The sequence below is a fragment of the Fulvivirga ligni genome (genome assembly GCF_021389935.1).
GTDB classification, from domain to species: Bacteria; Bacteroidota; Bacteroidia; order Cytophagales; family Cyclobacteriaceae; genus Fulvivirga; species Fulvivirga ligni.
Map to the genome: position 1 here is coordinate 5,821,351 of NZ_CP089979.1, position 26,150 is coordinate 5,847,500.

Here is a 26,150-nt window from a genome sequence, read left to right on the forward strand (position 1 = left end):
AATGATTACGTTCAAGCTCGTTCTTTATTTCATTTAGGCATATTAATTAGATCATCATGGGGTTGCACTAGCTTACTACCTTGGCATCAAAACACTGAAATGATGCAAGGAAGAAGCAGAGCACTACTTATCATTGTTATTCTAATACTATTTATAACGTCCACGCCCTTTCTATTTATTCAGAAAGGAGATATAGTACTTTGGATAACTCATCATTACACTCCCTTTCAAGACTGGCTCTTCTCAAGGGTCACGTTAGTGGGTGATGGCCTGGCTGTACCTATAATGATTATAATTCTCTGTTTTGTAAAATTCAAGCATGCCATTACCATGAGCCTCATAGGGATAGCACATGCTTTAATCATTAACATATTTAAAAGAGGCTTATTTCATCACGCCCCAAGACCGAAAAATGTATTACCAAATGAACTGCTTCATTTTATTCCGGGTGTAGATGTTCATGGCATCATGTCATTCCCTTCCGGTCATACTACCACGGCCTTTGCCATTGCCTTCTTCGTTTTTCTAATCACCGATAAAAAAGTTATAGGTTACATCAGCTTGTTTGCTGCCTTAATGGTAGCCTATTCAAGAATGTATTTGCTACAACACTTCTACATGGATGTATTCTTTGGCGCTTACTTAGGCTCTTTAATCGCCTATGGCAGTTATATTTTACAAGACCGCATAAAATTACCAGGCTGGGCCGAATACAGAATATTTATCAGGATTGCGGGCTCCAAATCACAAACGGAGGCTGATGAACCGCAAACCGCTAATTCTTAAATTCGAAGATCATAGTAGTGTGGTTTTCAAAAAGGTCCTTCTGCTGAAAAACGAGTTGAAAATCCTGATCCGTTAAAAGGTCTGTAGCCTGATCTTTTCTGGTGAGTATAATGAAGGACTCAGGCCCTTGTTTTAATCTCTGCAAGTCAGCCGTTGAATTGATCGGTGGAATAATCTTTTGAGCATTGAACACAAACGAAGCATTCATCCTACCATAATAGTACACCTCTTTTTGCTGCCAGATATCTTCACTAGCTAAAACAGGATTCTTTGCATCCAGCTTAGGAAAAATCAAATAGTTAAACGCCTGAAACCATAGCAATCCGGAGATAACCAATGACATGAACATCCGTTTGTAATCCTTTTTAAAAGCAAATATCATAGCGATAACAGCACCAAAACTGAACACCAAAAGCCAAAGCGACAACAGCTTTAAATCTGCTATGGACTGATCATTTTTCATAGCCAGGTAGCCGGCAACGGGAAGTGATATGGCAATGAATGCAAATACCAAAACACTACTTTTCACACCTTTCAGTGAAGCAGAGTAATTAGTCACTAACTGATCAAAATAGTAGCCGAAAAGCAACGACAGAAAAGGCAAGGCTGGAGAAATGTAGCTAGGCAGTATAGTTTGCGAAAAAGAAAAGAACAGCACTGTGCTACAACCGGCCGCAAGAGCTAAGCTGATCAAAGGATTTGCATATCTGCTCTTCCAGGCATTTTTCAAAACCTGAATAATAAACGTACTAAAAGGTAAAAGAGACAATAATGCTACAGGAATAGCCAGCAAAGGAAGACCACCGTGTCCTTCCATGGTAGACGTATACCTACCAATGTTATGCTTGAAGAAAAAAGCTTCGATCCATTGGCCATCCGTAGCTTGATATACCATAAAATACCACGGCACAGCAATTATTAATATCAACAAAGCCCCTAGCAAAGGTCGCATTCGCCAAATAGCTGACCATTTCAATTGCTTTGATAATATTAGATACACAAAAATTGACAACCCTGGTAAAACAATAGCCACTGGCCCCTTCACTAACACCCCCAAACCTACTGCACCATAGCCGATAATAAAATGTATCCATTTTTCGGTCCTATTGTAGCGATAGAGATAAAATGTAGCCGCAGTAACCAGAAAGATCAAATATGGATCTGGCACTGCCAAATGAAACTGCAGCGGCAGCTGCAATGAAGCTAGCATAACTAGGGATGCATAAAAAGCACTACGCTCACCCAATTCTCGCTTTCCAATCATAAAGACCAGCATAACCGTAAACACACCCATAAGGGCAGAAAAAAAGCGTGCTGAAAATGGATTCGCTCCACCGAACAGTGTATAGGAGAGCATCATAAAATAATAGTGCAATGGAGGCTTATCAGTACGCAGCTCGTCATTAAAAGTTGGCACTATAATATCGCCTCTGTGCAGCATCTCTCTGGCACAGGTAGCATTTTTTGCTTCGTCCAAAATATAGATGGAATTACCCCAGATATTGGCATAAAAAACCACTATTGACAGGGCTGCAATTATTAGAAATTTTGTATTCAAGATAGTACAAATTGTGCAGTGTAATATTATGGTTATAATGACTTAAAATAGCCTCCCTTTTATGAAGTTATTATGAATATTTATTAACAATTATATAACCATTTTTCAGACACTAAGCCTTACAAACCCACGTAATTAGCAGGTAAACCTCGCTAGTTATGAAACTATCAGTAGTTGTTACTCTGCTAAATGAAGAAGATAATATTCAACCATTATTGACTAACATTTCAAAGGCTTTAACAGGCCATGAATACGAGATTATTTTGGTTGATGACGGCTCTACTGATGGCACCGTCAGAAATATTAGAAAACATGCTGATGAACATGTTAAGCTGGTGATATTCAACAAGAACTATGGGCAAACTACAGCCATAGCCGCCGGCATTGATTATGCCAGTGGAGATTATATTATTACCATGGATGGCGATCTTCAAAATGACCCCACCGACATACCTGTTATGCTTGAAAAGCTAGAAGCAGAAGGATGGGATGTAGTGGCGGGTTATCGCAAAAACAGGCAAGATGGAATGCTTTTACGCAAGATTCCCAGCAAGTTAGCCAACGCCCTGATAAGAAAACTTAGTGGCGTACATATCAGAGACTATGGATGCACCTTAAAAATATTCACCAAGCAAGCGGCAAAAGAGCTGGATCTTTACGGAGAGCTTCATAGGTTCATTCCTATTTTGGCTAAATTGAAAGGCGCGAAAATCACAGAAATGGCCGTTAAGCACCACCCCAGAATACATGGAACATCCAAATACGGCATAGGCAGAACCTTTAAAGTCATCAGTGATCTTATCCTTATGCTATTTTATCAGAAATACTTCAGAAGACCGATCCACCTTTTCGGTCCTTTAGGCATTATTGCTTTGGCCGTTGGAGGGCTAATTAATTTTTATTTACTGGTAGAGAAATTACTTGGAAAAGACATTTGGGGAAGGCCATTATTAATTTTGGGTGTATTAATTTTGCTAGCTGGCATCCAGTTTATTACTTTCGGCCTCATCGCTGAGCTAATGATGAGGATTTACTATGAATCTCAGAACAAAAAAACTTACAGCATTAAAGACATATTTATCGGAGAAAGTAAAAATACCTCCATACCTCAAACTACTATTTAAAGCGCTGGTAAGTGGCATAGCTATTTACATAGCATTCAGCAAAATTAACATTGAGGAAGCTACATCTGTAATTTTACACAGCAACATTTATTGGCTCCTCTTAGCTTTTCTCCTTTTCAATCTGTCTCAATGGATCAGTGCATTTAGATTAAAAGCACTTTTAGAGGAACTAGAAATATATGCTTCTCACTGGTACCACATCAGATTGTTTTATTTTGGCATGCTTTATAACATTATTTTGCCCGGAGGTGTGGGTGGAGATGCTTACAAAGTTTTTCTATTAAAGGACCGGTTTAACAAAAAAGGCAGATCCATCTTTTCCGCCATTTTTCTAGATAGATTATGCGGGTTAGTAGCCTTATTTTTCCTGGCTATGATACTGGCAGTAATTTTAGACCTGCCATTTGAGTTTAATTTCAATTACATTCTCATAGGCGCGGTAATTATAGCCTACCCAGCCTATTATATCTTTTACAAGTACCTGTTCAAGACCTTTAAGCAGATTTATATAAAGGTTAATTTCCTGGCTATTCTCATGCAGGGAACACAAATAGTCTGTGCGTATTGCATTCTACTAGCGCTGGGAGCTGATTCCTATTTCCTTACTTATTTGATGATATTTTTGCTATCTGCCATAGCCACCATCATCCCCATTACACTAGGAGGCCTCGGAATGAGGGAAATTGTATTTGTGTATGCGGCTAAGTTTTTAGTTTTTGATGAGGAGACGGCAATTGCTTTATCCCTGATTTTCTTCCTCATCACTACACTTTCTTCACTAATGGGCATTTTCGTGAATATGAAAGCTAAGCCTCAGCCGGAGGTAGTAATAAATGAAGCCTGAGGTTATCAGGCTCCATTCTACTTTGTTTTGTTTAGGCTTTCGCCTCTTCTAAAAAGGGATAATCGGTGTACCCTTTTTCATCTGCGGTGTAAAAAGTATTAGGATCAGGATCTGCCAATGGCGCATCTTTCTCCATTCTTTCTACCAAGTCAGGATTAGAAATAAATGGTCTTCCAAAGGCTACTAAGTCACCTTTTCCATCCTCTAAATCCTGTTCTGCTCTTTGTTTATCATAGCCTCCACTAAGAATATATGTTCCTTCGAAAGCATTTCTAATTTTTTGTTTAATTGAATCTGGCACTTCTGGCGCTCCCATAGCAGAATGATCTACCACATGAATGTAGGCCAATCCTAACTCACTCATTTTCTGAGCGATGTATACAAATGTTTCCTCCACACCATCAAAGCTTCCCGTATCATTGAAAACTCCATAAGGAGAAATTCTCACACCTACTTTATCCGCTCCAATTTCTGCTACTATTTTTTGAGCAACCTCTGTCAAAAATCTGCTTCTGTTTTCAATGCTGCCGCCATACTCATCGTCTCTATCATTCACGTTGGCATTAATAAACTGCTCTATCAGATAGCCATTGGCCGCGTGGATTTCCACACCATCAAAACCTGCTGCTACAATATTTTTAGCCGTAGACACATATTCCTCAATAGCCTCATCTATATCAGCCTTAGTCATTCTTTTAGGCTTAGTGTGCGACTTCGGCCCTTCCTTATCAGTATACATCTCTCCTGATAACGTAACATCCGTAGGGCTTAACACCTCAGCCTGCTCTGGTAAGTTCAGGTCATGCCCCACCCTACCCGTATGCATGATCTGCATAAAAATAGCGCTACCTTCAGAATGAACAGCTTTAGCAATATTTTTCCAGCCATCGAACTGCTCCTGGGTGAAAGCACCCGGAATTCTTGGGTATCCCAATCCATTAGGAGATGGAGATACTCCTTCGGTAATAATTAAACCAGCACCTGCTCTTTGTTGGTAATATTTCACCATTAAGTCATTGGGCGCATTATTATTTACAGCTCTGGAACGTGTCATTGGTGCCATCACCACTCTGTTTTTTAAGGTAATATTACCTAATTTATAATCGGAGAATAATTTCAAACTCATATTGTTATTCTATTATTGTTTAAACATCGAAACAATAATGAAAACGAACCAGATAAGCGAAGGTTACAGATAAAAGAGATTTATATTTCGAAGATTTTCTTAAATACCTGATGGTGAACCATATTGAAACTCCAATACTTTCACTTTTTCACCACCTTCAGATACTGTGACAACATACAGATTATCATAGTCTGCATCATCTAGCTGCTGGTATTTTTCCTTTCCAATAAGTGCATTTATTGTATTCGGAATGGTGTTAGAATGGCCCACAACCAAAATAGTTTTCCCTCCTTCTTTCATAAGCTGCTTAGTAAACGACTCGATGTCAAAGGGATTGTAACTTGTTATTTTTAGTTGATGATCCACTGCCACCTTCTGCACAGTATTGACAGTGCGCTTATATTCAGTGGAGTAAATAGCATCCAGCTCTGTATGTTTAAGGAATTCCAGCAGGGCCTCGGCTCTTTGAATACCGGCCGTATTTAAATCAGGATCCTTCGTACCATCATTCCCCTTTTCAGCATGACGCACTAAAATAATGGTGGTAATTCCATCTTGAGCTGAGGCAGCCCCAAACGAAAATGAAATTAAAAGGAATAGTATGAGCTTCTTCATTCTTTGTATTTAGCTTGAATATCATCTGGCACTTTACAGTTTTGCCAATTTCTAGTGTCTGTTATCACAAAAATTTTCCAGCCCTTTTCTGACTTAAATAAATGAAAAGCGTCTACGCCACAATGGCTAAATTTATTCCCGGCGTAAAAGGCATATTTAGTCCATACTTGAGCCAAAGGGCCATCTATTCTTACTTCGGCACCCCAAATCTCTTCGTTGTAATCTACATCATGTGGTGTGCCTACGGCAGATAAAAACTCATCCAAATTACCTTTAGACAACACAGGTTTTCCATTTCTATCTGTAAAAGCAGTGTACATACGCGCAGTATCCACAAAAGCTGAGTGCACCATAGCACTATCGGCTTCTTTCATGCCTGTGAATAGTGCATCTATAACTTTTAATACTTCCTGCTCCTCTGCCGCTTTATCCTGACTATAGCTACTAGCAAAACACAGACTTGCTAATAATATTAAGATGATCTTTTTCATATTATGAAATTACAATATGCTTTTAACTTATTGAATTTGAATTACACAAGAGGTAAAGTGGCGCTGTTGGAATGTGAATTATAATGTTAACTTTACTTTGCTAAACCTTAATTCCATGTTACGTATTTCCGGCTTTATTTTAATCATTCTATCCTTCTTTTCTACATGGGCTCACGGCCAATATCTTGACAGCCTTGAATTAGAACTTAAAGATGCGAAGGGAAAAGACAGAGTAAATGTACTCAATGAACTATTCATAGTTCACAACCAGCTCAACCCTGAACAAGCATTGGAATACGCCACTTCTGCATTAGAGCTAGCTACCGAAATTGATTACCCGAAAGGAAAAGCCGCTGCTTTAAATAACTTAGGTATAATCTACAAAAACCAAGGTGTCTATGCGCGTGCGGTAGAATTTTACATTGAGTCATTACGCATAAGCGATGAGATTAATGACCAAAAGGCGGAAGCTTCTACCATGAATAACTTGGGTACCGTTTATTCTTTAAGAGGAGATTACGATAAGGCCCTTATCTATTTCGTAGAATCTTATGAAATTTTCAAAACGCTTGGTGATGAGAAAAGGTTAGTGGGAGCACTTAACAACATAGGTAATGCCTATAATGACAACGGTAAAGAACAGCAAGCCCTGGAGTATTTCAACAAGGCCATTGTATTATCAGATAGATTAGGGCTTAGTTTCACTACATCAAACCCGCTGAATAACATTGGTAATATCTATTTCTACAATAAGGACTATGACCAAGCTATATCATATTATGAAAAATCTCTGGCCGTTGAAGTGAAGGGGAAAAATCTGCTAGGCCAGGCTCAGGCATTAAGCAATATAGCATCTACACAACTGGCCCAAGGTCAACTTGCAAAGGCCGAGAATACCTTTTTAGAATCAGAAAAGTTAGCTGATTCCATCAGTGCCTACCCCATCCTTGAGCTCATTTATGAAGGTTTGTCAAAAGTTTATGCTGCTCAGAATAAATTTGAAATGGCTTACAAAACACGTCTTAATTATGATAAGATTAAGGACATCCTATACACCGAAGAAAGCAGCAAAAAACTAGCTCAGTTAGAGGTGGCCATTGAACTGCAGCAAAAAGAAAAACAACTAGAAGTACTGCGCCAGCAAGATGCCATCAACTCATTGCAGATAAAAAACAGCAGAATCGTTATTCTACTCAGTGTAATGGGCGTTATTATACTACTTGGTGGAGTTATTGTATTTATGAAACTCAGAAAAGCGAAAGTACAGATATGACCATAGAAGAAGCTCAATCTATATTAACCGACCTTACGAAAGGTGAAAGTTTGCTTAGACATGCGCGGAGTGTAGAAATAGTGATGCGAGCCTACGCACAGAAGTTAGGTGAAGATGAAGAAGAATGGGCTGTAACAGGTCTCCTACATGACGCTGACTATGAAAAACACCCTGAAGAACATCCGAATGTAATAGTAAATCAGTTGAATGAAATGGGGGAAACGAAGATTGCACATGCTATCTCTGCTCACTACACCAAATGGGGTGTATCCTATACTAACACACTGGACAAAGCTTTACTTGCTTGTGATGAACTTACAGGGTTTATCATTGCCTGCTGCCAGGTAAGGCCCGAAGGTATTAACACACTGAATTCCAAGTCTGTGATTAAGAAGCTGAAGCAAAAAAGCTTTGCCGCAAAAGTAGAACGAGATGAAGTGCAGGCCGGAGCTGACATGCTCGACGTACCCATGAAAGAACACATAGATTTTATTATAGAAGCTTTAAAGCCTCACAAAGAAGAGCTCAAGATAGGTTGATAATTAACCTATCTTTTCTTTCACAGCTGCCACATTCTTTTTGGAGTTACCTATAAATATTTCTCCATCAATTATGAATACTGGTCTTTTCAGAAATGTATATTCTTCTAAAATATAAGCTTTGTAATCCTCTTCGGTTAGCTGCTTTTCTTTCAGCCCCAGCTCCTTATACTTTCTAGCCACTCTGCTAAAAAGGTCCTCATAGCTGCCTGCCAAAGCTTTCATATCTTCTATTTGCTTTTCAGTAATTTTCTCAGTTTTAATGTCTTGATACTCAAACTCATCACCTATTTCAAGCTCCTTAATGATCCTTTTGCAAGTGTCGCAGGTAGATAAATAATATACTTTTTTCATTTTTATTTATTAGCTTTTCGCATCAAAGCTAAGGCATCTGATTATCAAGCCAAATAGTTATTTGGTTTTAATCAAAGCTATAATTATTTTTAGCCTAATGAGTAAAGTAATATCCTTTGTAAGCAGAAAAGGGGGGACAGGTAAAACCACCAACGCTATTAACTTAGCCACAATGCTCCATAATCTTGGGCATAACGTAGCCTTAATAGAAACTGACACTAACTATACCCTTAGTACTTTAAGGAAAATGGAGGTGTATAAATCTGGCGCTAATGGCAAGTCTCTTTTTGAGATCATGGGGTCTAAAGACGAAGAAATTGCCGAAGAAATAAAAAACCTTAAAGCAGAAAAAGGGTATAACTATATTATAGTAGACAGTGCAGGTAAGCCCACAGACGAAGGCATAAAGAAGTTATGTCTGGAAAGCGATGCTGTGATAGTACCCACCAGCTTAACTCAAAACGATTTACTGGTTACTTACCAAACTGTTACCGATTTATCTCCTGCAAAAGAGCTTAATCAGAACCTTAAAATTCTGATTCTCCCCAACAGGATTCACAGTATGACTAAGAGTAAAACCATTCAGGAAGCCATGAGCAACCTGGATGCTAAAATCTTAGACGTAGCAGTACCACAAAAGAACCTTTATGTGAATTTCAGCACCATTTTAGCTGAAAAAGAATACATGAACATCACCCAGGCAATTATTAAAGAATTGTAACCATGGCTAAAAGAAAAAACCCTCTTTCCGACCTAGACGCCTTTCTTAAACAAGAAGCCTCATCTCTGGTTACTCCAGAAGGCTTAAAAAAAAGATCAACCTACCGCTAGCACTGAAACGCAGGAAGCCCCTACTAAAGAAAAGCTCGTAGAGCTTTTAGTAGCTCTTGGCGAATCTGAAGGTGCTAATTTTTCAGACACACTCTACTATATAATTAGAGAAACATTAGATACCCTAGGCACTCATTCTTCCGAAGATAAAATGCTTTTAAACACCGTTTTATACCTTAAGAATAAGCCTAACTGGAAAGTAAGTCTGGAAGATTATTGGAGCAAACAAAAACACTAATAATCAATATTAAAATATAGCCTTTCTCTTACTTGAAAACCCTAGTTTTGTAAACGTTTTTTATCAAATCTGATATTACGCTTATGAAATTTGGAACCAAAGCAATACATGCAGGCGTAGAGCCTGATCCTTCTACAGGTGCTATTATGACACCTATTTTCCAGACTTCCACCTATGTGCAAGCATCACCTGGAGATCATAAAGGATACGAATATTCCAGAACCCAAAACCCTACCAGAGATGCGCTTCAAAAAAGCATTGCTGCACTAGAAAATGGACAGCACGGCCTTTGTTTTTCATCAGGTTTAGCTGCTATTGATGCGGTTATTAAACTTCTAAACCCTGGAGATGAAGTAATAGCAGCCAATGACCTTTATGGTGGCACTTACCGACTATTCACTAAAGTTTTCGCTAAGTATAAAATCAAATTCCACTTTGTAAGTATGGAAAAAGCTGATTCTATTGAAGAATTAGTGAACGAAAACACCAAACTCATCTGGGTAGAGACACCTACTAACCCTATGATGAACATCATAGATATTGAAGCCGTAGCTGCTTTAGCTAAGAAAAAGAACTTGCTATTAGCAGTTGACAACACATTTGCTACTCCTTATTTACAAAATCCACTAGACCTGGGTGCTGACATAGTTATGCACTCTGTAACCAAATATTTAGGTGGTCACTCAGACGTGGTTATGGGAGCTTTAGTGGTAAATGATGATAAGCTCAACCAGGATCTTTCCTTTATTCAAAACAGCTGTGGTGCCACTCCCGGACCGCAAGACAGCTTCTTGGTACTGAGAGGTATAAAAACTTTACATATAAGAATGCAGCGTCACTGCGAGAACGGCAAACAAGTTGCGGAATTCCTGAAAGATCACCCGAAAGTAGAAAATGTTTATTGGCCAGGGTTTGAATCTCACCCTAATCATGAGATTGCAAAAAAACAGATGAAAGACTTCGGAGGTATGATCTCTTTTACACTAAAAGGAGATAATAAAGCTGAAGCCTTCAGAATTATGGAAAGCTTTAGATTCTTTTCTTTAGCAGAATCACTTGGTGGGGTAGAATCAATGGTAAATCACCCTGCTACCATGACACATGCCAGCATACCAAGAGAGGAGCGACTTAAAATAGGCTTACTAGACTCTTTAATAAGATTAAGTGTAGGAATAGAAGAGGTTGAAGATCTAATAGCTGATTTAAAAGCAGCTTTAGCCTAAGCTTTGATTTCCTTTAATTGAAGAAAGGGCAGTGGGAAATTTCAGAACGAACTCACTGCCTTTTCCATATTCTGAAATGAGTATTATCTCACCTCCTAATTTGTCAACCAGGTTTTTAACTATCGCTAAACCTAAGCCATTAGAACTTTCTCCTGCGGTAGGCCTTGCACTAAGCTTAGTAAATTTCTTATACAAATTCTTTTTGTCGCTTTCGCTAAAACCCTGACCAAAGTCTTTTACTGATATCACGAAGAAATCTGCATCTCTGGCTGCACTCAAGATTACCTTTGTATTAGAAATTGAGAATTTAATGGCATTGGATAGCAGATTATCCAATATTCTGGATAGATAAAGTCTTCCTGAGCGAACTTCAATTTCCTCTTCTGGCAAATGTACTTGAAGTGATACATTTTTGGTCTCGGCATCAGCCACAAAGCCATGATACTTTTCAGTGAGCAACTCGTTAATATTCACCAGCTTCACCTCATCCAGATCTCTATCATCTTCAAAAGCATTGATTTCTAATAGATCTTTAATCAGGTCTAAACCAGATTTGGCTACCTCCAACTGCATCTTAAGCAATGACTGCTGCTCCTCATTCAGTTCAGTACGTCCTAAAACCTGAGCCAACCCCTGGATTCTCGCAAAAGGTGATTTCAAATCATGCGCCACCACGTTAATCAGGGTGTCCTTCTCATTGTTTAAAGTGAGCAAATTCTTATTCTGATCTCTTAGCTGATCGTTCTGATGATTTATTTTTTCATTCTGGCTTTCAATTTCATTTTGCTGCTGCACAATCTCCTTATTCTTCTGCTCCAGACTTTCATTAATAGCTCTCCTCTTCTTACCTGTTAACCATAAAATAATGATTAGAAAAAGCGCAGTAGCAATCACAGCCACTAGCACTATATTAGCCAGTCTTTGTCGATCAATTAAGGCCTGGTCCCGGGCTTGTAGTGTTTTCAAAAGCTCATTTTCTTTTTCCCTTTTCTCCAGCTCTAATCGAGCTTCCATTCTCTCTATGTTACGCGCCATAGCGGCATCGTTTAGCTTACCATTGAGCGCATGATATTTTTTAAAATTATCGAGAGCGCATCCATCATCATCTCTGTTTTTACAGATAAGAGCAAGGTACTCGTAGATTTCAGCATTCACAGCCAAATCGCTGGAGTCAACCACTATTTCTCTTAAAACTTTTTCAGCTTCTGAATATGCTGATCTTTTATACAAAATCTTAGCCATCAAGAGTCGAACCCTCACCTTAAGATTCTCATTTCCAGACATTTCTGATGTTCTTAAGGCCTTATTAGCGTAGGTGTGGCTACTGTCATATTTCCCTTGCACAAAGTAAAGATCAGCAATACCTAATTCTATACCGGCTGAACTAATGGCATCACCCAACAACTCTGATTTGCTTAACGCTTCAAAATAGTAATCATGAGACTCCTGATAATCACCCATCTGCTGATTAATCTCCGCCATCTCTTTCAATATGGATATTTGACCTGTCAGATTTCCGAATTCCCTCCGAATAGCCAATGTTAGAGAAGACATCTCTAAAGCTTTCGTGTAATTCTCATGCTGTTCATACAGCTCTGCCAGACTTTTATAACTGTATCCTAATCCCTGCCTGTCCCCTAACTCTTCAAATATTTTCTTAGCACGATGGTAATAATCATAGGACTTTAAAAAATCTCCCTGAGTCATGAACAAACGCCCAAGGTTATTTAAGGCATGGGCGTATTGAGATGAGTCTCCATAATTTAAACCTTCCTCTGCGGCAAGTGTATAGAAATCAAACGCTTTTATTTGATCCCCTTTATAGTAATAGGCTACTCCTTGATAGTTATAGGCTTTTGAGAAATTATTGAGGGCAGTTTTGGGCTGAGAAGATATTATTTCAATGGCCTTGTCTGTATAGAAAAGTGTGCTGTCAGGAAAAGACTTCCGGTATTCCCAGGCCAACTCATTATAAACATCAACCTTCTGCTCATCTTCAGATGCTGATTTAATTAATGAGGTTAAACTATCAATGCTGCCCAGGTTCTGAGCGTGACTTAAGGCTGATACGAATAAAAGAACAAATAAAACTAATACCTTTTTCATCTGATTTTAAAACTTCTGAGCCACCTATCTCTCCGCCATACAAAAGTATCTAATATGATAATAATATCCCTTAAAATACGGCATTGATTTAAGCCCTATGACTTAAATCACATAAAATATAGCATCACAAATATTGAAATTAACTTATTGATTTACAATTAATTACAATTTATTTTCCGAGTTTGGCACCATCCTTGATTAATGCCTATCGTAATCAAACAGTAAATGCCATGAAAAAATTATTACTTATAGCTGTGTTCATGATAGGAATTTCATTGCATAGTCAAGCTCAGACTTTTATAGCCTCTTTTGGCGTATCTCATAGTTGGGGAGTACCTCATAGAGTTTCATCACTAGTTTTTGATCATTACCATGGTTATGAGTGGGTACACACTAAGCGTCAATACGTTCATGGACAATTATTCTTTGATGTAATACTACAACAGAACGATTTCTTTGTAGAACTAAGACTTGATAACTATGGTCATGTAGTAAGAAGAGAATACGTTGATTATTACCCACTGCATGATCATATCTGCGGTAGCTACTGCGGATTCTACAGCAATTATTACAATAGCCATTATAATAACTGTCATGCACACCATCACCATGGCCATAATCATGTGATTTATAGTAGACCTGCTACAAGAGTAGTTTACAGACAACCGAGAACAAGAGTAGTATATAGAAATCCTGCACCTCAAGGTAGAGCTAGAGTAGAATCAAGACCTGCACCTAGAAGCCAGACGAGAGCTCGTACAAGTACTCCTGAAAGAAGAGGAAGAAACTATGATAGAAGTAAATATGAAAACCATCATAGCAACAGCTCAGGAAGAAACAGTTCTGGTAGAACTAGCACAGTAAGTAGAGGTTCTTCATCTCACGGTAGCAGCTCTGGTAGGACATCCACTTCCAGAGGCGATAGTCACAGAGGCGGATCTGATAGATCATCTGGTAGCCGATCATCTAATAGAGGATCAGAAAGATCTTCCAGAAGAGGAAATTAAAGAATAAGGGCTGATGAAATTCATCAGCCCTTATTTTTATCTTGTGGTTTTCGTATAGGTAAATGTTTTACCTTCCCTTTCTAAAACCAACTCATTTGAGGTTATACTTGCAATATGATTCTCATTGACCTCAGTTCTATGATCCACAACTGTACCTAAATCCAGATCGGTCAACAGTATCCCATGATCCCCTGGAGGTTCTGAAGTTAATATTAATTCACCATCATTCAGATCATATAAAATAGTTACAGAGGAGTAAGTAATCTCATCATTTTCAAGCATCCAGTGCCCACTAAGCTGAGATGACAATAATTCATAAGGATTATACTCCAAAGGAATTTGGAGATTAAGCACAAAAGTACGGTCTCTACTGAAGATGAGTTCTTCACTTCTGGAGCCACTATTAAGCACCCACTTGCCGTTCATAAGTATATCTACTTCGGCATTGTCGTCATCGCCACATCCTATAACCATAAGCAGGCAAAGACTTGTCAAGATTAGTAATTTGGTTTTCATAGCTTCTTACAAGCCATTCAGTCAATTATAGAAGTAATATTACGATAATTATTTCGTATAATATTTACATTTATAATAAATAAATTTACACTGAGATTTATTACCTATTCAACAACTCCTGATATCTCTCCACATACTGCCCTACCTGAAATCCATCCATTAAAGCATGATTAACGTGTATTGACATAGGCATGATGTGCTTACCATCCTTCAAGTGAAGTTTACCAAAAGATATTTTAGGGCAGCTGTCCTGGTGAGAGAAACTTCTGGCATGAGAAATAGAGGTAAAGTTCAGCCATGGTAGTGAAGAATAGTGAATAACATTTTCAGATGAGGTAGATGGAATAAGATCTGAAGTACTTTGAACACGCTGAATCTCCTCCTTGGCCTTCTTTTGAAATTCCATGTAATCATCATAGAAATCAATATAAGCAAAACCAAATGTTCCGTTTTCCCTATTAATAGTGGGGGAAGCATGCACCTGATCGAAAACAAGCACTGAGTCACCGTCAATTCTATATTTAAACTCCTCTATGCTATTGGCCACAACTAATGAATTATGGAGATAGTACAGAAAAAAAGAAAACCCCTCTTTCTTAGCCACAGAGTAAGCCTTAGTGCAATCCAGCTCTACAGTAACACCAAAAAACGGTTCATCAAAGCTTCTAAAAAACTGAAAATGCTCTCTCCTATTCCAGGTATTGATATCTAGTCTACGTGTCATGTCTTTATCTTCTATCAACTGAATATATACATCTCATTCATCTTTTCAATTCTTCCGCTAACAAAAAAATATATGAAAGCATTATATGACCATCTGTTAACTATCTTTATACTAAACCAATGAATACGCTATGCAAGGAATGTTAAAACCTGAATCATTAAAAGGAAAAACCATTATAGTTACTGGTGGAGGTACCGGTTTAGGCCGATCTATGGGCAAATATTTTTTAGAACTTGGAGCTAATCTGGTGATTTCCAGCCGAAAACAAGAAGTTTTAGATCAGGCAGCTCAAGAACTAGAAGACGAAACTGGAGGTAAAGTATTACCCATAGCCTGTGATATCAGAAACTACAATGAAATAGAAAATGTATTAAAAACCACTGAAGAGAAATTTGGCCAGGTGGACGGCGTGCTCAATAATGCGGCAGGGAACTTCATAAGTCCTACAGAGAGATTATCCCATCGAGCTTTTGATATAGTGGTTGATATTGTACTTCGAGGCACCTATAATTTCACTTTAGCCACAGGCAAAAACTGGATAGAGAAAAAGCAGACTGGTACTTTCCTGAATATTGTAACCACCTATGCCTGGACCGGATCAGGATACGTTGTACCCTCGGCTTGTGCTAAGGCAGGTGTACTAGCTTTAACGCGATCTCTAGCGGTAGAATGGGCAAAGTATAATATTCGTTCAAATGCCATTGCCCCTGGGCCATTCCCCACAGAAGGTGCATGGAAAAGATTATTTCCTGGAGATGTGGCTGAGCAAATTGATCCATTAAAAAGAATTCCTCTTAAACGTTTTGGTGAACACCAAGAATTGGCGAACCTGGCTGCTTATCTAATGTCTGATTACTCAGCCTATGTAAATGGCGAGGTAATTACCATAGATGGTGGAGAATGGCTAATCGGAGCTGGTGAATTCAATGGATTGGAGGCCGTACCGCAGGACATGTGGGACGAATTAGAAAAAAACAGAGCTAAAAAATAACATCATTTAACATCATATTTAATGCTCAGTCGATCCTTCGGCTGAGCATTTTCTATATTTGTACCTCGACACATTCTTTATTGCATGCTTGAAAAAAGATTAGCACAACAATTACAATTAAGAAAAGATCAGAAGTCATTTAGACAATTGATCACGCCATCAGGACTAGTTGATTTCTGCTCAAATGATTATCTGGGATTAGCAAGATCTACTGAACTCTTCTCCATGATTCAAGAGCGTGCTGATATCATTAAAAAGAATGGTGCTGCTGGCTCACGTCTGCTTTCTGGTAACTCTTCTCATATAGAGAATACGGAAAACAAATTAGCAGATATTTTTAAATCCGAAAAGGCATTAATATTCAATTCTGGTTACAATGCTAATCTGGCGGTGCTTTCATCCATACCTCAAAAATCCGACACTATCATTTACGATGAAAAATCTCATGCTTGCATCAAAGATGGTGCTCGACTTAGCCTGGCCAATAGATATAGCTTTAAGCACAATGATATAGATGATCTACGAAAAAAAATATCAAAGGCCACTGGACAGGTTTTCATAGTAGCAGAGTCAATATACTCTATGGATGGAGACGAATGCCCATTAAAAGATATTGTAGACCTAGCCGAAAAAACCGGAGCTGAAATCATCTTGGATGAGGCTCACAGCACTGGAATCTTGGGCAACAACGGCAATGGATTGGCAGGCACATTAAACCTTCACAATAAAATTTTCGCTCGAATTTATACATTTGGTAAAGCCATGGGTATACACGGCGCAGCTCTTGCAGGTTCACAAACACTCATAGATTATACCGTGAATTTTGCCAGACCATTTATTTATACTACTGCACCTTCTCCACATCAAATTGCGGCTATTGATGCGTCTTTTGATTACCTGAATTCAAACAATAGTCATAAACAGAAGCTAGAAAATAACATAAGATTCTATAAAGAACAGATTCAGAAAATTTCCGGACTAGAATCACTCCCTAGCAACCACCCTATTCAAGGCATTATCATACAAGGGAATCAAGCAGCACGAGCGGCAGCTGAACAACTTCAGAAAAAAGGACTTGACGTGAGAGCAATTCTTTCTCCTACTGTAAAAAAAGGTTCTGAAAGATTGCGCATTTGCATACATTCTTTCAACACATCTGATGAAATCTCCCTTTTGATTGATAGCTTAGCAGCATTATAATGAATTATTTCGTATCAGCCATCGGGACGGACAGTGGGAAAACGCTTGCGTCAGCTATTTTAACGCAAGCTCTTAAGGCAGATTACTGGAAACCTATTCAAGCCGGAGAACCCACCGATAGTAACACCATTAGAAATTGGTTAGGAGATAGGGTTAAAGTGCATCCTGAAGCCTATTATCTAAAAACACCAGCTTCTCCACATTATGCGGCAGAAGTAGATAATATTAGGCTAAGCATTAATAACCTTAAATGCCCTCTTACTCAGAACAACCTTCTTATTGAAGGCGCTGGCGGACTACTTGTTCCGCTTAACGAAACTGAGAAAATGATTGATCTCATTCCTCATTTTAAAGCGGAATTAATATTGATTGCCAACGTTTATCTGGGAAGTATTAATCACACTTTGTTATCACTAGAAGCAATTAAATCTAGAGGCATCAAGCTTAGAGGTATCATTTTTAATGGTCCGGATGTAAAGTCTACCAAAGACATCATTATGAGCCATACTAGCGCTCCATGCTTATTACACATCTCTGAAGAAAATGTCATAGACGGTGCCGTTATCAAAAGGTATGCTGCTGAATTAAAAAAGAATTGGGATGAATTGGATTGAAAGAGATAAAAAAAGTATTTGGCACCCGTTTACACCTTTATTAGGAGTAGATGATCCTTTATATATTGAATCTGGTGAAGGAGCCTATCTTATCACCGAAGATGGCTCGAAAATTCTAGATGCCGTATCTTCCTGGTGGGTAAATCTTCACGGACATGCTCACCCGCATATTACAAAAGCAATTGCCAGACAGGCCAATGCATTAGAGCACGTTATCTTTGCTGGCTTCAGTCACAAACCAGCCATTACACTCGCAGAGAACTTATTAAGTATATTACCTGGCAATCAGGATAAAATATTCTATTCTGATAACGGTAGCACGGCAGTGGAAGTAGCCTTAAAAATGAGTTTCCAATACTGGTATAATAAAAATGATATCAGACCTAAGGTTATAGCCATAGATGGTGCATACCATGGAGATACATTTGGGGCCATGTCAGTTGGGGAACGTGGGGACTTCACCAAGCCTTTTACAAAGCACCTCTTCGATGTTGAGTTTATTGATTTTCCTACTGCTGATAATGAAGCTGAGGTGCTTAAGCATTTCAAAAGCTTAATCGACACTCAAGAGATAGCCTCCTTTATATTCGAGCCCATCGTTCAGGGAGCCGCAGGTATGAGAATGTATAGCGCAGAACTACTAGATCAACTTATTGCTTATGCCCAGAAAAATCAGGTCTTATGCATCACTGATGAAGTAATGACCGGCTTTGGCCGAACCGGAAAACTATTCGCTTGCGATCATCTCCAAAACAAGCCTGATATATTTTGTCTTTCTAAAGGGCTAACTGGTGGGGCTATGGCATTAGGAGTTACATCCTGCACTGAGAAAATACTCAATGCATTCAAATCAGAAGATTTATACAAAACCTTTCTTCATGGCCACTCATTTACAGCTAACCCCATTGCTTGTGCCGCAGCTAATGCTAGCTTCGATTTGTTAATGGAGGAAAGCTGTATGCAGAATATCGAAAGAATATCTGATAAACATAAGACCTTTAGAGACAAGCATACTGGCAATTCAAAAATCAGAGATATCAGATCCAAAGGCACCATATTGGCGTTGGAATTCTATACTGATAAAGACAGCTCATATTTTAGTGAAATGCGGAATAAGCTTTACCCTTTTTTCCTAAATAAGGGCATTTTACTGAGGCCACTCGGTAATTTAATATACCTTATCCCGCCTTACATTATCACTAATGAAGAGCTGGATAAGATATACTCAGCCATTGAGGAATTCTTATCTTTAGATTAAAGACTACTTCTCCTTTCTTCCATTCAGGTATTGCTCCAGCTTAGCTTTTAGCTCAGGACTACCATTGGTATATTGTGGAGAGTTGCCTTCCTTTTCGGGGAATCTCTCAACATGTAGAGTCTGAGTAGGAAATGCAAAGTTCACACCTAGTACTTCTGCGAGTCTCACCACTTCTAACAGAACCTCATGTCGAGCTCTCAATTCATCTGACCAGCTAGGCACTTTAAAGAAGATATAAAACAAAACATTTAATGAAGAATCAGCCATGTCATTAAAATGAATTTCAAAATAGTCCTTTCTGGTATCAGGGTGTTTCTTCACAATCTCTTTCAGGCCCTCTACAAACACTTCTATTAATTCTGGAGGCGTATCATATGTAAGAGCAATATTGGTCATAAAGCGCCTATAAACTCTTAACCCATGATTATCAATCATTTGGTTAGTAATGATACCGTTTGGAATATACATCAGAGAATTTCTAAATGTTCTAATTCTGGTAGATCGGAAACCTACTTCTTCCACAGTACCATCTACATTGCCACTGGTTATCCAGTCCCCTACCTGAAATGGTCGGTCTACAAAAATCATAAGAGAGCCAAAGAAGTTCTTAATGGTATCTTGAGCAGCCAAAGCAAAAGCTAAACCTCCAATAGATAAACCTGCGATTAGACCAGTAATATCGAATTCGAGATTATCAAGTATGAACAACCCACCTACAATAATCACAAAAGTCTTAAGCACCTTTCTAAGTAGAGGCACCAATTGATCATCAAGCGTACTTTCAGTCTTATCCGCAAGCTTTCCTAAGTAAATACTCACAATGTCAACCAGCTTATATAAAAAGACAATAGCGAATATTGGCCATATTGCTCTCAAGCCCAATATCACATATTTGCTCATGGCGATTGGTAGCTGAAGAACTGGTACCAATAAAATGAGTAAGGGGAAAATCACTAGAAAACTAATAGGTCTGGCTACCGGCACAATCACTTCATCAGCAAGCTTTTTATACCCAAGTCTAAGAAGCAATTGAATGATCAACTTCTCAATAAGGAAGGTGAATAATTTATGAAGCACAAAAGCCAACACGATGAGAATAAGTATCCCAAGCATTTGCCACACATATAAGCCCATTACCTTTTTACTACCGAAAGAAGGTAATAATTCCAGAAGCTTATCAGTACCGAAGGGATACACCTGCTTGTGCCATTGTGGAATACCTCTAATGGTCTTTTTAGAAAAGTACCATTTATTACCCACCTTCTCTACATATAGGTCAGGATACTTCTTAGTAAGGTAATATCTGGATTTATTAGAAAGGCTATCCACATAATTTGGAACATGCGGCACTTCATCTAAATCTACGTAAATGGCATCCCCATCAAGTATTTGTTTCAGTTTTATAGCCAGTCGTTCCGCTTCCTTCTGAGTTACCAATTCAGGATTAAAAGTCTTCGCAGCTATTTCAGGATGATTGTTATCATCTTGCAAAAAGTATAGATGGGTGTAAATAGTATTATAAGGAGTAGCCAGACTGTACTCAAGCGGATCACTATCTTCGCTCTGTCCAAAACTTATAAAAACGATAAAAAATGTAAAAAGAAGGGAAAGGTTAATTTTTCTCATTATTAAAACTCACTGATTTTAAATGAATTACCAGATACGCTATACACGTGGTATTTCTTTGTGTTCTCAAAAAATAGAGTGGCGATTTCATGCTCACTATCAAGCGGCTGAGCATTAACTAGTTCGCCTGCCTGGTCATAAATATAGGTAAAGCCTTGCTGCTCGTCTGTAATCACATAGATTTTATTATCTAGGCTAAAGTTATAATACTGGATGATCAACTTACCAGAGCTCAGGTAATCCTTAGAAAGCACCTCCTTACGATCAGCATCGAGCAAAGTAACTCTTCCCATGTCTTGTCTGGAAATTAGATAATCTTTTCCTAAGGCATCAGGTACTAACTGAAATACTGTTTCTCTGCTTGGCTGATAAAGCTGATCCGTCCTCATCACTTTTCCTTCCAAATTAAATTGGATCAACTTTCCATCGTTAGATAATGTGGTTACAATAGTCTTAGAAAAATCAGAACCATATTGAATAAAAGGTTGCGTTTCCATTTTTGAATTAAGTTTCAATGGAAATCCTTTCATCATTTCACCTCGTCTATTCAGTACACTCACGACGCCATCCTGCTGAATCGCTACAATACAATCCCTTCCTCTTACCCTCAAATGAAAAGGCTTTGTACCCAATTTACCTGTAATCTTTCGTGGCGCCCATCCTTCTAGAGTAACACCTTCTTTATTGTAAAGAAAAAGATCGCCTCTTTCTGTTGCTACCAAAAATCTATACCTCAAGCTCTTATCATAATCTACAACTGAAGCGTATTGTATATTATCTCCCTGGGTCCTCACAGGATAGCCTTCGATATAATTACCCAATCTATCTATGATGTGTAACCCATGTGATGTAGCAAAGAAATACTGAAGCTTACCATTTTTATAATAATCTACCTGCTCCACATCAGAAACAATAGGTTCACCTATAGAATCCGACCATAAAACTTTTCCTTCCGTTGAAATCAATGATATATCATAAGACGAATCCTGTATAAGGGTTTCAAGTGTATTACTAACATGATTTTTAACCACAAATGGCTTGCTAATGATAGGCTCACTATGATTCACTGCCAATAATGCTTCTACATATTGATTTTGAGCAATATGCTCTTGCTTTTCAAATGACATGGCCAAACTTGTGTAGAAGCTGTCATCAAGCCGGCTAAATTGCAAAGACCCTAACCGAAAGCCTTTTATAACATAACTATTATTCTCAGCAAACTCCTTCCAAGACGACTCTAAGCCTACCAGCATATCATTCCAGCCAGTCACAGTACTAAAGACAAAATTGATATTTGATTCTTCTAAATTACTATCAATGAATTTGTTGAAGGAAACAGATCTGCCCCATGTGTTTTCATTTTCGATATCAGTAATCAAACTTTTTATGGCTTGAATGTTACTTCCAAAAACGATATATTCATCTATGAAAGAAAAGAAACATTCATCAAATCCTTTAAACGCAGGCCCAAAGGCATATTGAGGAAACTCAGATACATCCAATTCCTTTATATTATACAGTGAAAACTGCTCAGTGTAAACCGTATCATTATTGACCTTCGCTAGTGTTTCCGCGAACTTGTTAAGGTCCTTCAAAGCTTCATTTTCATCTTTATACTTAACATACACAAGTTCTGAAGCTTCACTATTGCTGAAAGATTGCAGAGAAGCTATCGCCACCTCTGAGCCCAGCCATTGATAAAGATCTGAGAATTGAAAATCATTTTCTTTTTCAAATTTTGCTCTTTGTGTTAAAAACTGAGCGTCATATTTCTTCCAATACTCTTGAACCTTACTATGCCATTCGGAAGGATCTGACAGTGTGTATTGAAGGAACTTGGTAGTCTGATTTGAAACAAAATATTTGATATTAGAGGAGGATGGCTCTTGGTTCTGAAACGTAGTCAGAAAATCCTCAGGAGAGCTATTTGAAAACCCATTAAATAAGATCTTGTCATCATCTACAGATACATCCAAAAAACTAGATTTCCCGAAGTGATTTAACTTCTTCACTTGACCTTTAGCATTTGAAGCCTGAAAGATATTAATGAACTGAGCGAAATTTGGAATACTTATATAAACATTGCCATCATCCTTAGCTAGCTTAGGCATTTTAGTCAGCTCCTTATTCATAGTGATGAAATTATAATTTACATCACCATTCATAAGCCTAACCACATCTTCAACTAAAAATGGAGTAAAGCTTCCAATAAATACATTATTATCTATGAGATAAGTAAAGGTTTCAGTACCCTTCTTTAATTCCGATAGTTTTAACCCCTGATAAATTCTAGAACTTGATATAATACTTTCATCGGCCTCAAAACCCGACACAATCTCAGAGGCAATCTTTTGACTCTCCTTAGTAGTCAGGTCAATGTAATAAGTATAATCAAAAGAGTTTTTACCAGTAACATGTAAAGAAATCAGAGAACTGGAATTCTTTATTAATTTATCAAGTTTTCCATCATGCCCTCCAATGCTATCTAGTAATTCAAGCCTGGATTTGATATTATGAAATTCTTCAATTTCATTGAAAGATTCCCAAATAGGAGTTTCTAATAGATGGTTCCATCTATCTACCAGATTTCTAGATTCAAAAACCAATACCGCATTATCCGGTATCTTTTCCCAGAGATCCACCTTACCTTTAAAAAAATCCTTTTGAATGTATATATATGCTGAAGCAGCTATAATTACAAGAACGGTTACTACAAGAGCTATTCTCTTCACTGATATTAATCTTTTATTGCAAATTAATAGAAAATGCAAGACTTAGCAGAATGTTGACGCCTATATCTGAGTGGTATAAACAAAAAAACCCTTACTAAAGCTAGTAAGGGTTTTGATAAAAACTGGCAACGACCTACTCTCCCACATGTTATTGCAGTACCATTGGCGCTGTAGGGCTTAACTTCTCTGTTCGGAATGGAAAGAGGTGGACACCTACGCTAGAGTCACCATAAAATCTTAAATATTTTTGACAGTATTATGAAAGAATTAAGAACTCGAACTTGTTCGGTAAGGCCAATGGCCCTAGAGAAAGTTTACGGGTAATTAGTACTGCTCAGCTTTGACATTCCTGTCTTTACACCTGCAGCCTATCAACGTTATCGTCTCTAACGTCCCTTATAAAGAAATCTCATCTTGAGGTGGGTTTCGCGCTTAGATGCTTTCAGCGCTTATCCCTTCCCAACATAGCTACCCGGCAATGCAGCTGACACCACAACCGGTACACCAGAGGTTAGTCCATCCCGGTCCTCTCGTACTAAGGACAGATCCTCGCAAATTTCTTACGCCCACAACAGATAGGGACCGAACTGTCTCACGACGTTCTGAACCCAGCTCGCGTGCCACTTTAATGGGCGAACAGCCCAACCCTTGGGACCTTCTCCAGCCCCAGGATGTGACGAGCCGACATCGAGGTGCCAAACCTCCCCGTCGATGTGAGCTCTTGGGGGAGATCAGCCTGTTATCCCCAGAGTACCTTTTATCCTTTGAGCGATGGCCCTTCCATACGGAACCACCGGATCACTATATCCGTCTTTCGACCCTGATCGACTTGTTGGTCTCACAGTCAAGCTCCCTTATGCTATTGCGCTCTTCGCACGGTTACCAAGCGTGCTGAGGGAACCTTTGAAAGCCTCCGTTACTCTTTTGGAGGCGACCACCCCAGTCAAACTACCCACCAAACACTGTCTCTGTAAACAGATTAGGCATCACGTAAATAAAGGGTGGTATTTCAACAATGACTCCACCATGCCTGGCGACACAGCTTCAAAGTCTCCCACCTATCCTACACATCATTTACACAATGTCAATGTTAAGCTATAGTAAAGGTTCATGGGGTCTTTCCGTCCCGTTGCGGGTAAGCGGCATCTTCACCGCTACTACAATTTCACCGAGCTCGTGGCCGAGACAGTATCCAGATCGTTGCACCATTCGTGCAGGTCGGAACTTACCCGACAAGGAATTTCGCTACCTTAGGACCGTTATAGTTACGGCCGCCGTTTACTGGGGCTTCAGTTCAATGCTTCTCCCGAAGGATAACATCCCCCCCTTAACCTTCCAGCACCGGGCAGGTGTCAGGCCATATACATCATCTTTCGATTTCGCATAGCCATGTGTTTTTGCTAAACAGTCGCCTGGATCTTTTCACTGCGGCCTCTCTGCCGAAACAGAGGAGGCGCCCCTTCTCCCGAAGTTACAGGGCCATTTTGCCTAGTTCCTTAGCCACGAATCACTCGAGCACCTCAGGATTCTCTCCTTGACTACCTGTGTCGGTTTGCGGTACGGGTACCATTAACATAAGTTTAGAAGTTTTTCTTGGAAGTCTGATTAGGGCTACTATCCACGCTCCCGAAGGATTGTGGTACTATCAGGTTCAGCTAACAATACGGATTTGCCTATATCGTCAATACCTACACCCTTTAACGTACTATTCCGTCAGTACGCGAGCCTTTCACTACTCCGTCACTCCATCACTGTTAACGGTAGTATGGGAATATTAACCCATGGTCCATCGACTACCCCCTTCGGGTTCGCCTTAGGTCCCGACTAACCCTGATCCGATTAGCGTTGATCAGGAAACCTTAGTCTATCGGTGGGCGGGTTTCTCACCCGCCTTATCGTTACTTATGCCTACATTTGCTTTTCCATCCGCTCCAACATGGCTTACGCCACACCTTCGCCGCTGATGGAATGCTCCCCTACCACTTGTCCATAAGGACAAATCCAAAGCTTCGGTAGTATACTTTATGCCCGATTATCATCGATGCTCTGTCGCTCGACCAGTGAGCTGTTACGCACTCTTTAAATGAATGGCTGCTTCCAAGCCAACATCCTGGCTGTCTCGGCAACTGAACGACCTTAGTTCAACTTAGTATACATTTTGGGACCTTAGCTGTTGATCCGGGTTCTTTCCCTTTCGGACAAGGACCTTAGCACCCTTGCCCTCACTGCAGAGTAAATCTAATAGCATTCGGAGTTCATCAGGATTTGGTAGGATGTGACTCCCCCTAGTCCTATTGGTAGCTCTACCTCTATTAGAATAAACCTCCACGCTGCTCCTAAAAGCATTTCGGGGAGTACGAGCTATTTCTCAGTT

Annotated in this window: 22 protein-coding genes and 2 rRNA genes (1 of these 24 running past the window's edge); 12 read left to right on the forward strand and 12 right to left on the reverse strand. The window is 39.0% G+C overall.

The features are described 5' to 3' along the window. Positions 1-99 precede the first annotated feature (99 nt). Positions 100-786 (forward strand): phosphatase PAP2 family protein, encoded by a 687-nt coding sequence (locus tag LVD16_RS24690; protein ID WP_233770977.1) that lies wholly within the window; start codon positions 100-102, stop codon positions 784-786. Here LVD16_RS24690 and LVD16_RS24695 read toward each other — a convergent pair. Then, positions 776-2,344, reverse strand: a complete 1,569-nt coding sequence (locus LVD16_RS24695) for an ArnT family glycosyltransferase (protein ID WP_233770978.1) — start codon at positions 2,342-2,344, stop codon at positions 776-778. The two genes, LVD16_RS24690 and LVD16_RS24695, sit on opposite strands and share 11 nt — an antisense overlap. A gap of 158 nt (positions 2,345-2,502) precedes the next feature. On the opposite strand from LVD16_RS24695, the gene LVD16_RS24700 reads away from it, so the two are divergent. Both LVD16_RS24700 and LVD16_RS24705 read left to right on the forward strand, forming a co-directional pair. Next, a complete protein-coding gene (locus LVD16_RS24700) occupies positions 2,503-3,468 on the forward strand; it encodes a glycosyltransferase family 2 protein (protein ID WP_233770979.1) in 966 nt (321 codons plus the stop codon). Beyond that, positions 3,380-4,312, forward strand: coding sequence for a lysylphosphatidylglycerol synthase transmembrane domain-containing protein (locus tag LVD16_RS24705; RefSeq protein WP_233770980.1), 933 nt, complete (start codon positions 3,380-3,382; stop codon positions 4,310-4,312). Before LVD16_RS24700 ends, LVD16_RS24705 begins: the two co-directional genes overlap by 89 nt. A 31-nt stretch (positions 4,313-4,343) precedes the next feature. Here the strand turns inward: LVD16_RS24705 and LVD16_RS24710 are convergent, their stop codons facing one another. The 3 genes from LVD16_RS24710 to LVD16_RS24720 all read right to left on the reverse strand — a co-directional run bounded on the left by LVD16_RS24710 (position 4,344) and on the right by LVD16_RS24720 (position 6,544). Further along, entirely contained in the window at positions 4,344-5,438 is a 1,095-nt protein-coding gene (locus LVD16_RS24710; protein ID WP_233770981.1) for an alkene reductase, read from the reverse strand. A 99-nt stretch (positions 5,439-5,537) separates the two neighbouring features. Further along, positions 5,538-6,053 carry a SixA phosphatase family protein gene (locus LVD16_RS24715; protein WP_233770982.1) on the reverse strand — a complete coding sequence of 172 codons (516 nt, stop codon included), beginning with the start codon at positions 6,051-6,053 and terminating at the stop codon, positions 5,538-5,540. Next, on the reverse strand, positions 6,050-6,544 hold the full coding sequence (locus tag LVD16_RS24720; protein WP_233770983.1) for a nuclear transport factor 2 family protein: 495 nt from the start codon (positions 6,542-6,544) through the stop codon (positions 6,050-6,052). The genes LVD16_RS24715 and LVD16_RS24720 overlap by 4 nt, the downstream gene beginning before the upstream one ends. A gap of 115 nt (positions 6,545-6,659) precedes the next feature. On the opposite strand from LVD16_RS24720, the gene LVD16_RS24725 reads away from it, so the two are divergent. Together LVD16_RS24725 and LVD16_RS24730 are read left to right on the forward strand one after the other, a co-directional pair. Continuing rightward, positions 6,660-7,817, forward strand: coding sequence for a tetratricopeptide repeat protein (locus LVD16_RS24725; RefSeq protein ID WP_233770984.1), 1,158 nt, complete (start codon positions 6,660-6,662; stop codon positions 7,815-7,817). Continuing rightward, positions 7,814-8,356, forward strand: coding sequence for an HD domain-containing protein (locus LVD16_RS24730; RefSeq protein WP_233770985.1), 543 nt, complete (start codon positions 7,814-7,816; stop codon positions 8,354-8,356). Before LVD16_RS24725 ends, LVD16_RS24730 begins: the two co-directional genes overlap by 4 nt. Positions 8,357-8,359: 3 nt before the next feature. Here the strand turns inward: LVD16_RS24730 and LVD16_RS24735 are convergent, their stop codons facing one another. Next, positions 8,360-8,710, reverse strand: a complete 351-nt coding sequence (locus tag LVD16_RS24735; protein WP_233770986.1) for an arsenate reductase family protein — start codon at positions 8,708-8,710, stop codon at positions 8,360-8,362. A 97-nt stretch (positions 8,711-8,807) separates the two neighbouring features. Here LVD16_RS24735 and LVD16_RS24740 point away from each other — a divergent pair, with 97 nt between their 5' ends. Both LVD16_RS24740 and LVD16_RS24745 read left to right on the forward strand, forming a co-directional pair. Then, the gene (locus LVD16_RS24740) at positions 8,808-9,431 is read left to right on the forward strand and encodes a nucleotide-binding protein (RefSeq protein WP_233770987.1); all 624 of its coding nucleotides are present in this window, start codon (positions 8,808-8,810) and stop codon (positions 9,429-9,431) included. A 431-nt stretch (positions 9,432-9,862) separates the two neighbouring features. Further along, positions 9,863-11,002, forward strand: coding sequence for a cystathionine gamma-synthase (locus tag LVD16_RS24745; RefSeq protein WP_233770988.1), 1,140 nt, complete (start codon positions 9,863-9,865; stop codon positions 11,000-11,002). Here LVD16_RS24745 and LVD16_RS24750 read toward each other — a convergent pair. Next, positions 10,994-13,108 (reverse strand): tetratricopeptide repeat-containing sensor histidine kinase, encoded by a 2,115-nt coding sequence (locus LVD16_RS24750; RefSeq protein ID WP_233770989.1) that lies wholly within the window; start codon positions 13,106-13,108, stop codon positions 10,994-10,996. The two genes, LVD16_RS24745 and LVD16_RS24750, sit on opposite strands and share 9 nt — an antisense overlap. Before the next feature lie 230 nt (positions 13,109-13,338). Here LVD16_RS24750 and LVD16_RS24755 point away from each other — a divergent pair, with 230 nt between their 5' ends. Then, complete coding sequence (locus LVD16_RS24755; protein ID WP_233770990.1) at positions 13,339-14,115, forward strand: hypothetical protein; 777 nt, start codon at positions 13,339-13,341, stop codon at positions 14,113-14,115. 36 nt (positions 14,116-14,151) lie between these two features. Here the strand turns inward: LVD16_RS24755 and LVD16_RS24760 are convergent, their stop codons facing one another. Further along, entirely contained in the window at positions 14,152-14,631 is a 480-nt protein-coding gene (locus LVD16_RS24760) for a hypothetical protein (protein WP_233770991.1), read from the reverse strand. A gap of 100 nt (positions 14,632-14,731) precedes the next feature. Further along, on the reverse strand, positions 14,732-15,355 hold the full coding sequence (locus LVD16_RS24765) for a chloramphenicol acetyltransferase (protein WP_233770992.1): 624 nt from the start codon (positions 15,353-15,355) through the stop codon (positions 14,732-14,734). Between the two features lie 130 nt (positions 15,356-15,485). Between LVD16_RS24765 and LVD16_RS24770 the strand changes: the two genes are divergently transcribed. From LVD16_RS24770 to bioA, 4 genes are all read left to right on the forward strand, one after another. After that, positions 15,486-16,346, forward strand: coding sequence for an SDR family oxidoreductase (locus LVD16_RS24770; RefSeq protein ID WP_233770993.1), 861 nt, complete (start codon positions 15,486-15,488; stop codon positions 16,344-16,346). Between the two features lie 84 nt (positions 16,347-16,430). Then, a complete protein-coding gene (locus tag LVD16_RS24775; RefSeq protein ID WP_233770994.1) occupies positions 16,431-17,546 on the forward strand; it encodes an aminotransferase class I/II-fold pyridoxal phosphate-dependent enzyme in 1,116 nt (371 codons plus the stop codon). Further along, a complete protein-coding gene (gene bioD, locus LVD16_RS24780) occupies positions 17,546-18,160 on the forward strand; it encodes a dethiobiotin synthase (RefSeq protein WP_233770995.1) in 615 nt (204 codons plus the stop codon). Before LVD16_RS24775 ends, bioD begins: the two co-directional genes overlap by 1 nt. Then, positions 18,147-19,418: an adenosylmethionine--8-amino-7-oxononanoate transaminase gene (gene bioA, locus LVD16_RS24785; RefSeq protein WP_233770996.1), complete on the forward strand. Its 1,272-nt coding sequence runs from the start codon at positions 18,147-18,149 to the stop codon at positions 19,416-19,418. The genes bioD and bioA overlap by 14 nt, the downstream gene beginning before the upstream one ends. Positions 19,419-19,421: 3 nt before the next feature. On the opposite strand, the gene LVD16_RS24790 is transcribed toward bioA, so the two are convergent. The 4 genes from LVD16_RS24790 to LVD16_RS24805 all read right to left on the reverse strand — a co-directional run. Then, positions 19,422-21,044: a mechanosensitive ion channel family protein gene (locus tag LVD16_RS24790; protein WP_233770997.1), complete on the reverse strand. Its 1,623-nt coding sequence runs from the start codon at positions 21,042-21,044 to the stop codon at positions 19,422-19,424. Positions 21,045-21,046: 2 nt separating this feature from the next. After that, positions 21,047-23,776: a DUF3352 domain-containing protein gene (locus LVD16_RS24795; RefSeq protein ID WP_233770998.1), complete on the reverse strand. Its 2,730-nt coding sequence runs from the start codon at positions 23,774-23,776 to the stop codon at positions 21,047-21,049. A 120-nt stretch (positions 23,777-23,896) separates the two neighbouring features. Then, positions 23,897-24,008 (reverse strand): 5S ribosomal RNA (gene rrf / locus LVD16_RS24800). Positions 24,009-24,080: 72 nt separating this feature from the next. After that, a 23S ribosomal RNA gene (locus tag LVD16_RS24805) occupies positions 24,081-26,150 on the reverse strand; it runs 818 nt beyond the window's last position.

Excerpts from the sequence above, each read along its gene's own strand:
- LVD16_RS24750 (WP_233770989.1), bottom strand. The coding sequence starts at position 13,108 with ATGAAAAAGGTATTAGTTTTATTTGTTCTTTTATTCGTATCAGCCTTA.
- LVD16_RS24745 (WP_233770988.1), top strand. The coding sequence starts at position 9,863 with ATGAAATTTGGAACCAAAGCAATACATGCAGGCGTAGAGCCTGATCCT.
- LVD16_RS24775 (WP_233770994.1), top strand. The coding sequence starts at position 16,431 with ATGCTTGAAAAAAGATTAGCACAACAATTACAATTAAGAAAAGATCAG.
- LVD16_RS24755 (WP_233770990.1), top strand. The coding sequence starts at position 13,339 with ATGAAAAAATTATTACTTATAGCTGTGTTCATGATAGGAATTTCATTG.
- LVD16_RS24705 (WP_233770980.1), top strand. The coding sequence starts at position 3,380 with ATGAATCTCAGAACAAAAAAACTTACAGCATTAAAGACATATTTATCG.
- LVD16_RS24690 (WP_233770977.1), top strand. The coding sequence starts at position 100 with ATGATGCAAGGAAGAAGCAGAGCACTACTTATCATTGTTATTCTAATA.
- LVD16_RS24700 (WP_233770979.1), top strand. The coding sequence starts at position 2,503 with ATGAAACTATCAGTAGTTGTTACTCTGCTAAATGAAGAAGATAATATT.
- LVD16_RS24770 (WP_233770993.1), top strand. The coding sequence starts at position 15,486 with ATGCAAGGAATGTTAAAACCTGAATCATTAAAAGGAAAAACCATTATA.
- LVD16_RS24765 (WP_233770992.1), bottom strand. The coding sequence starts at position 15,355 with ATGACACGTAGACTAGATATCAATACCTGGAATAGGAGAGAGCATTTT.
- LVD16_RS24715 (WP_233770982.1), bottom strand. The coding sequence starts at position 6,053 with ATGAAGAAGCTCATACTATTCCTTTTAATTTCATTTTCGTTTGGGGCT.
- LVD16_RS24790 (WP_233770997.1), bottom strand. The coding sequence starts at position 21,044 with ATGAGAAAAATTAACCTTTCCCTTCTTTTTACATTTTTTATCGTTTTT.
- LVD16_RS24710 (WP_233770981.1), bottom strand. The coding sequence starts at position 5,438 with ATGAGTTTGAAATTATTCTCCGATTATAAATTAGGTAATATTACCTTA.
- LVD16_RS24725 (WP_233770984.1), top strand. The coding sequence starts at position 6,660 with ATGTTACGTATTTCCGGCTTTATTTTAATCATTCTATCCTTCTTTTCT.
- LVD16_RS24760 (WP_233770991.1), bottom strand. The coding sequence starts at position 14,631 with ATGAAAACCAAATTACTAATCTTGACAAGTCTTTGCCTGCTTATGGTT.
- LVD16_RS24740 (WP_233770987.1), top strand. The coding sequence starts at position 8,808 with ATGAGTAAAGTAATATCCTTTGTAAGCAGAAAAGGGGGGACAGGTAAA.
- bioD (WP_233770995.1), top strand. The coding sequence starts at position 17,546 with ATGAATTATTTCGTATCAGCCATCGGGACGGACAGTGGGAAAACGCTT.
- LVD16_RS24720 (WP_233770983.1), bottom strand. The coding sequence starts at position 6,544 with ATGAAAAAGATCATCTTAATATTATTAGCAAGTCTGTGTTTTGCTAGT.
- LVD16_RS24735 (WP_233770986.1), bottom strand. The coding sequence starts at position 8,710 with ATGAAAAAAGTATATTATTTATCTACCTGCGACACTTGCAAAAGGATC.
- LVD16_RS24730 (WP_233770985.1), top strand. The coding sequence starts at position 7,814 with ATGACCATAGAAGAAGCTCAATCTATATTAACCGACCTTACGAAAGGT.
- bioA (WP_233770996.1), top strand. The coding sequence starts at position 18,147 with ATGAATTGGATTGAAAGAGATAAAAAAAGTATTTGGCACCCGTTTACA.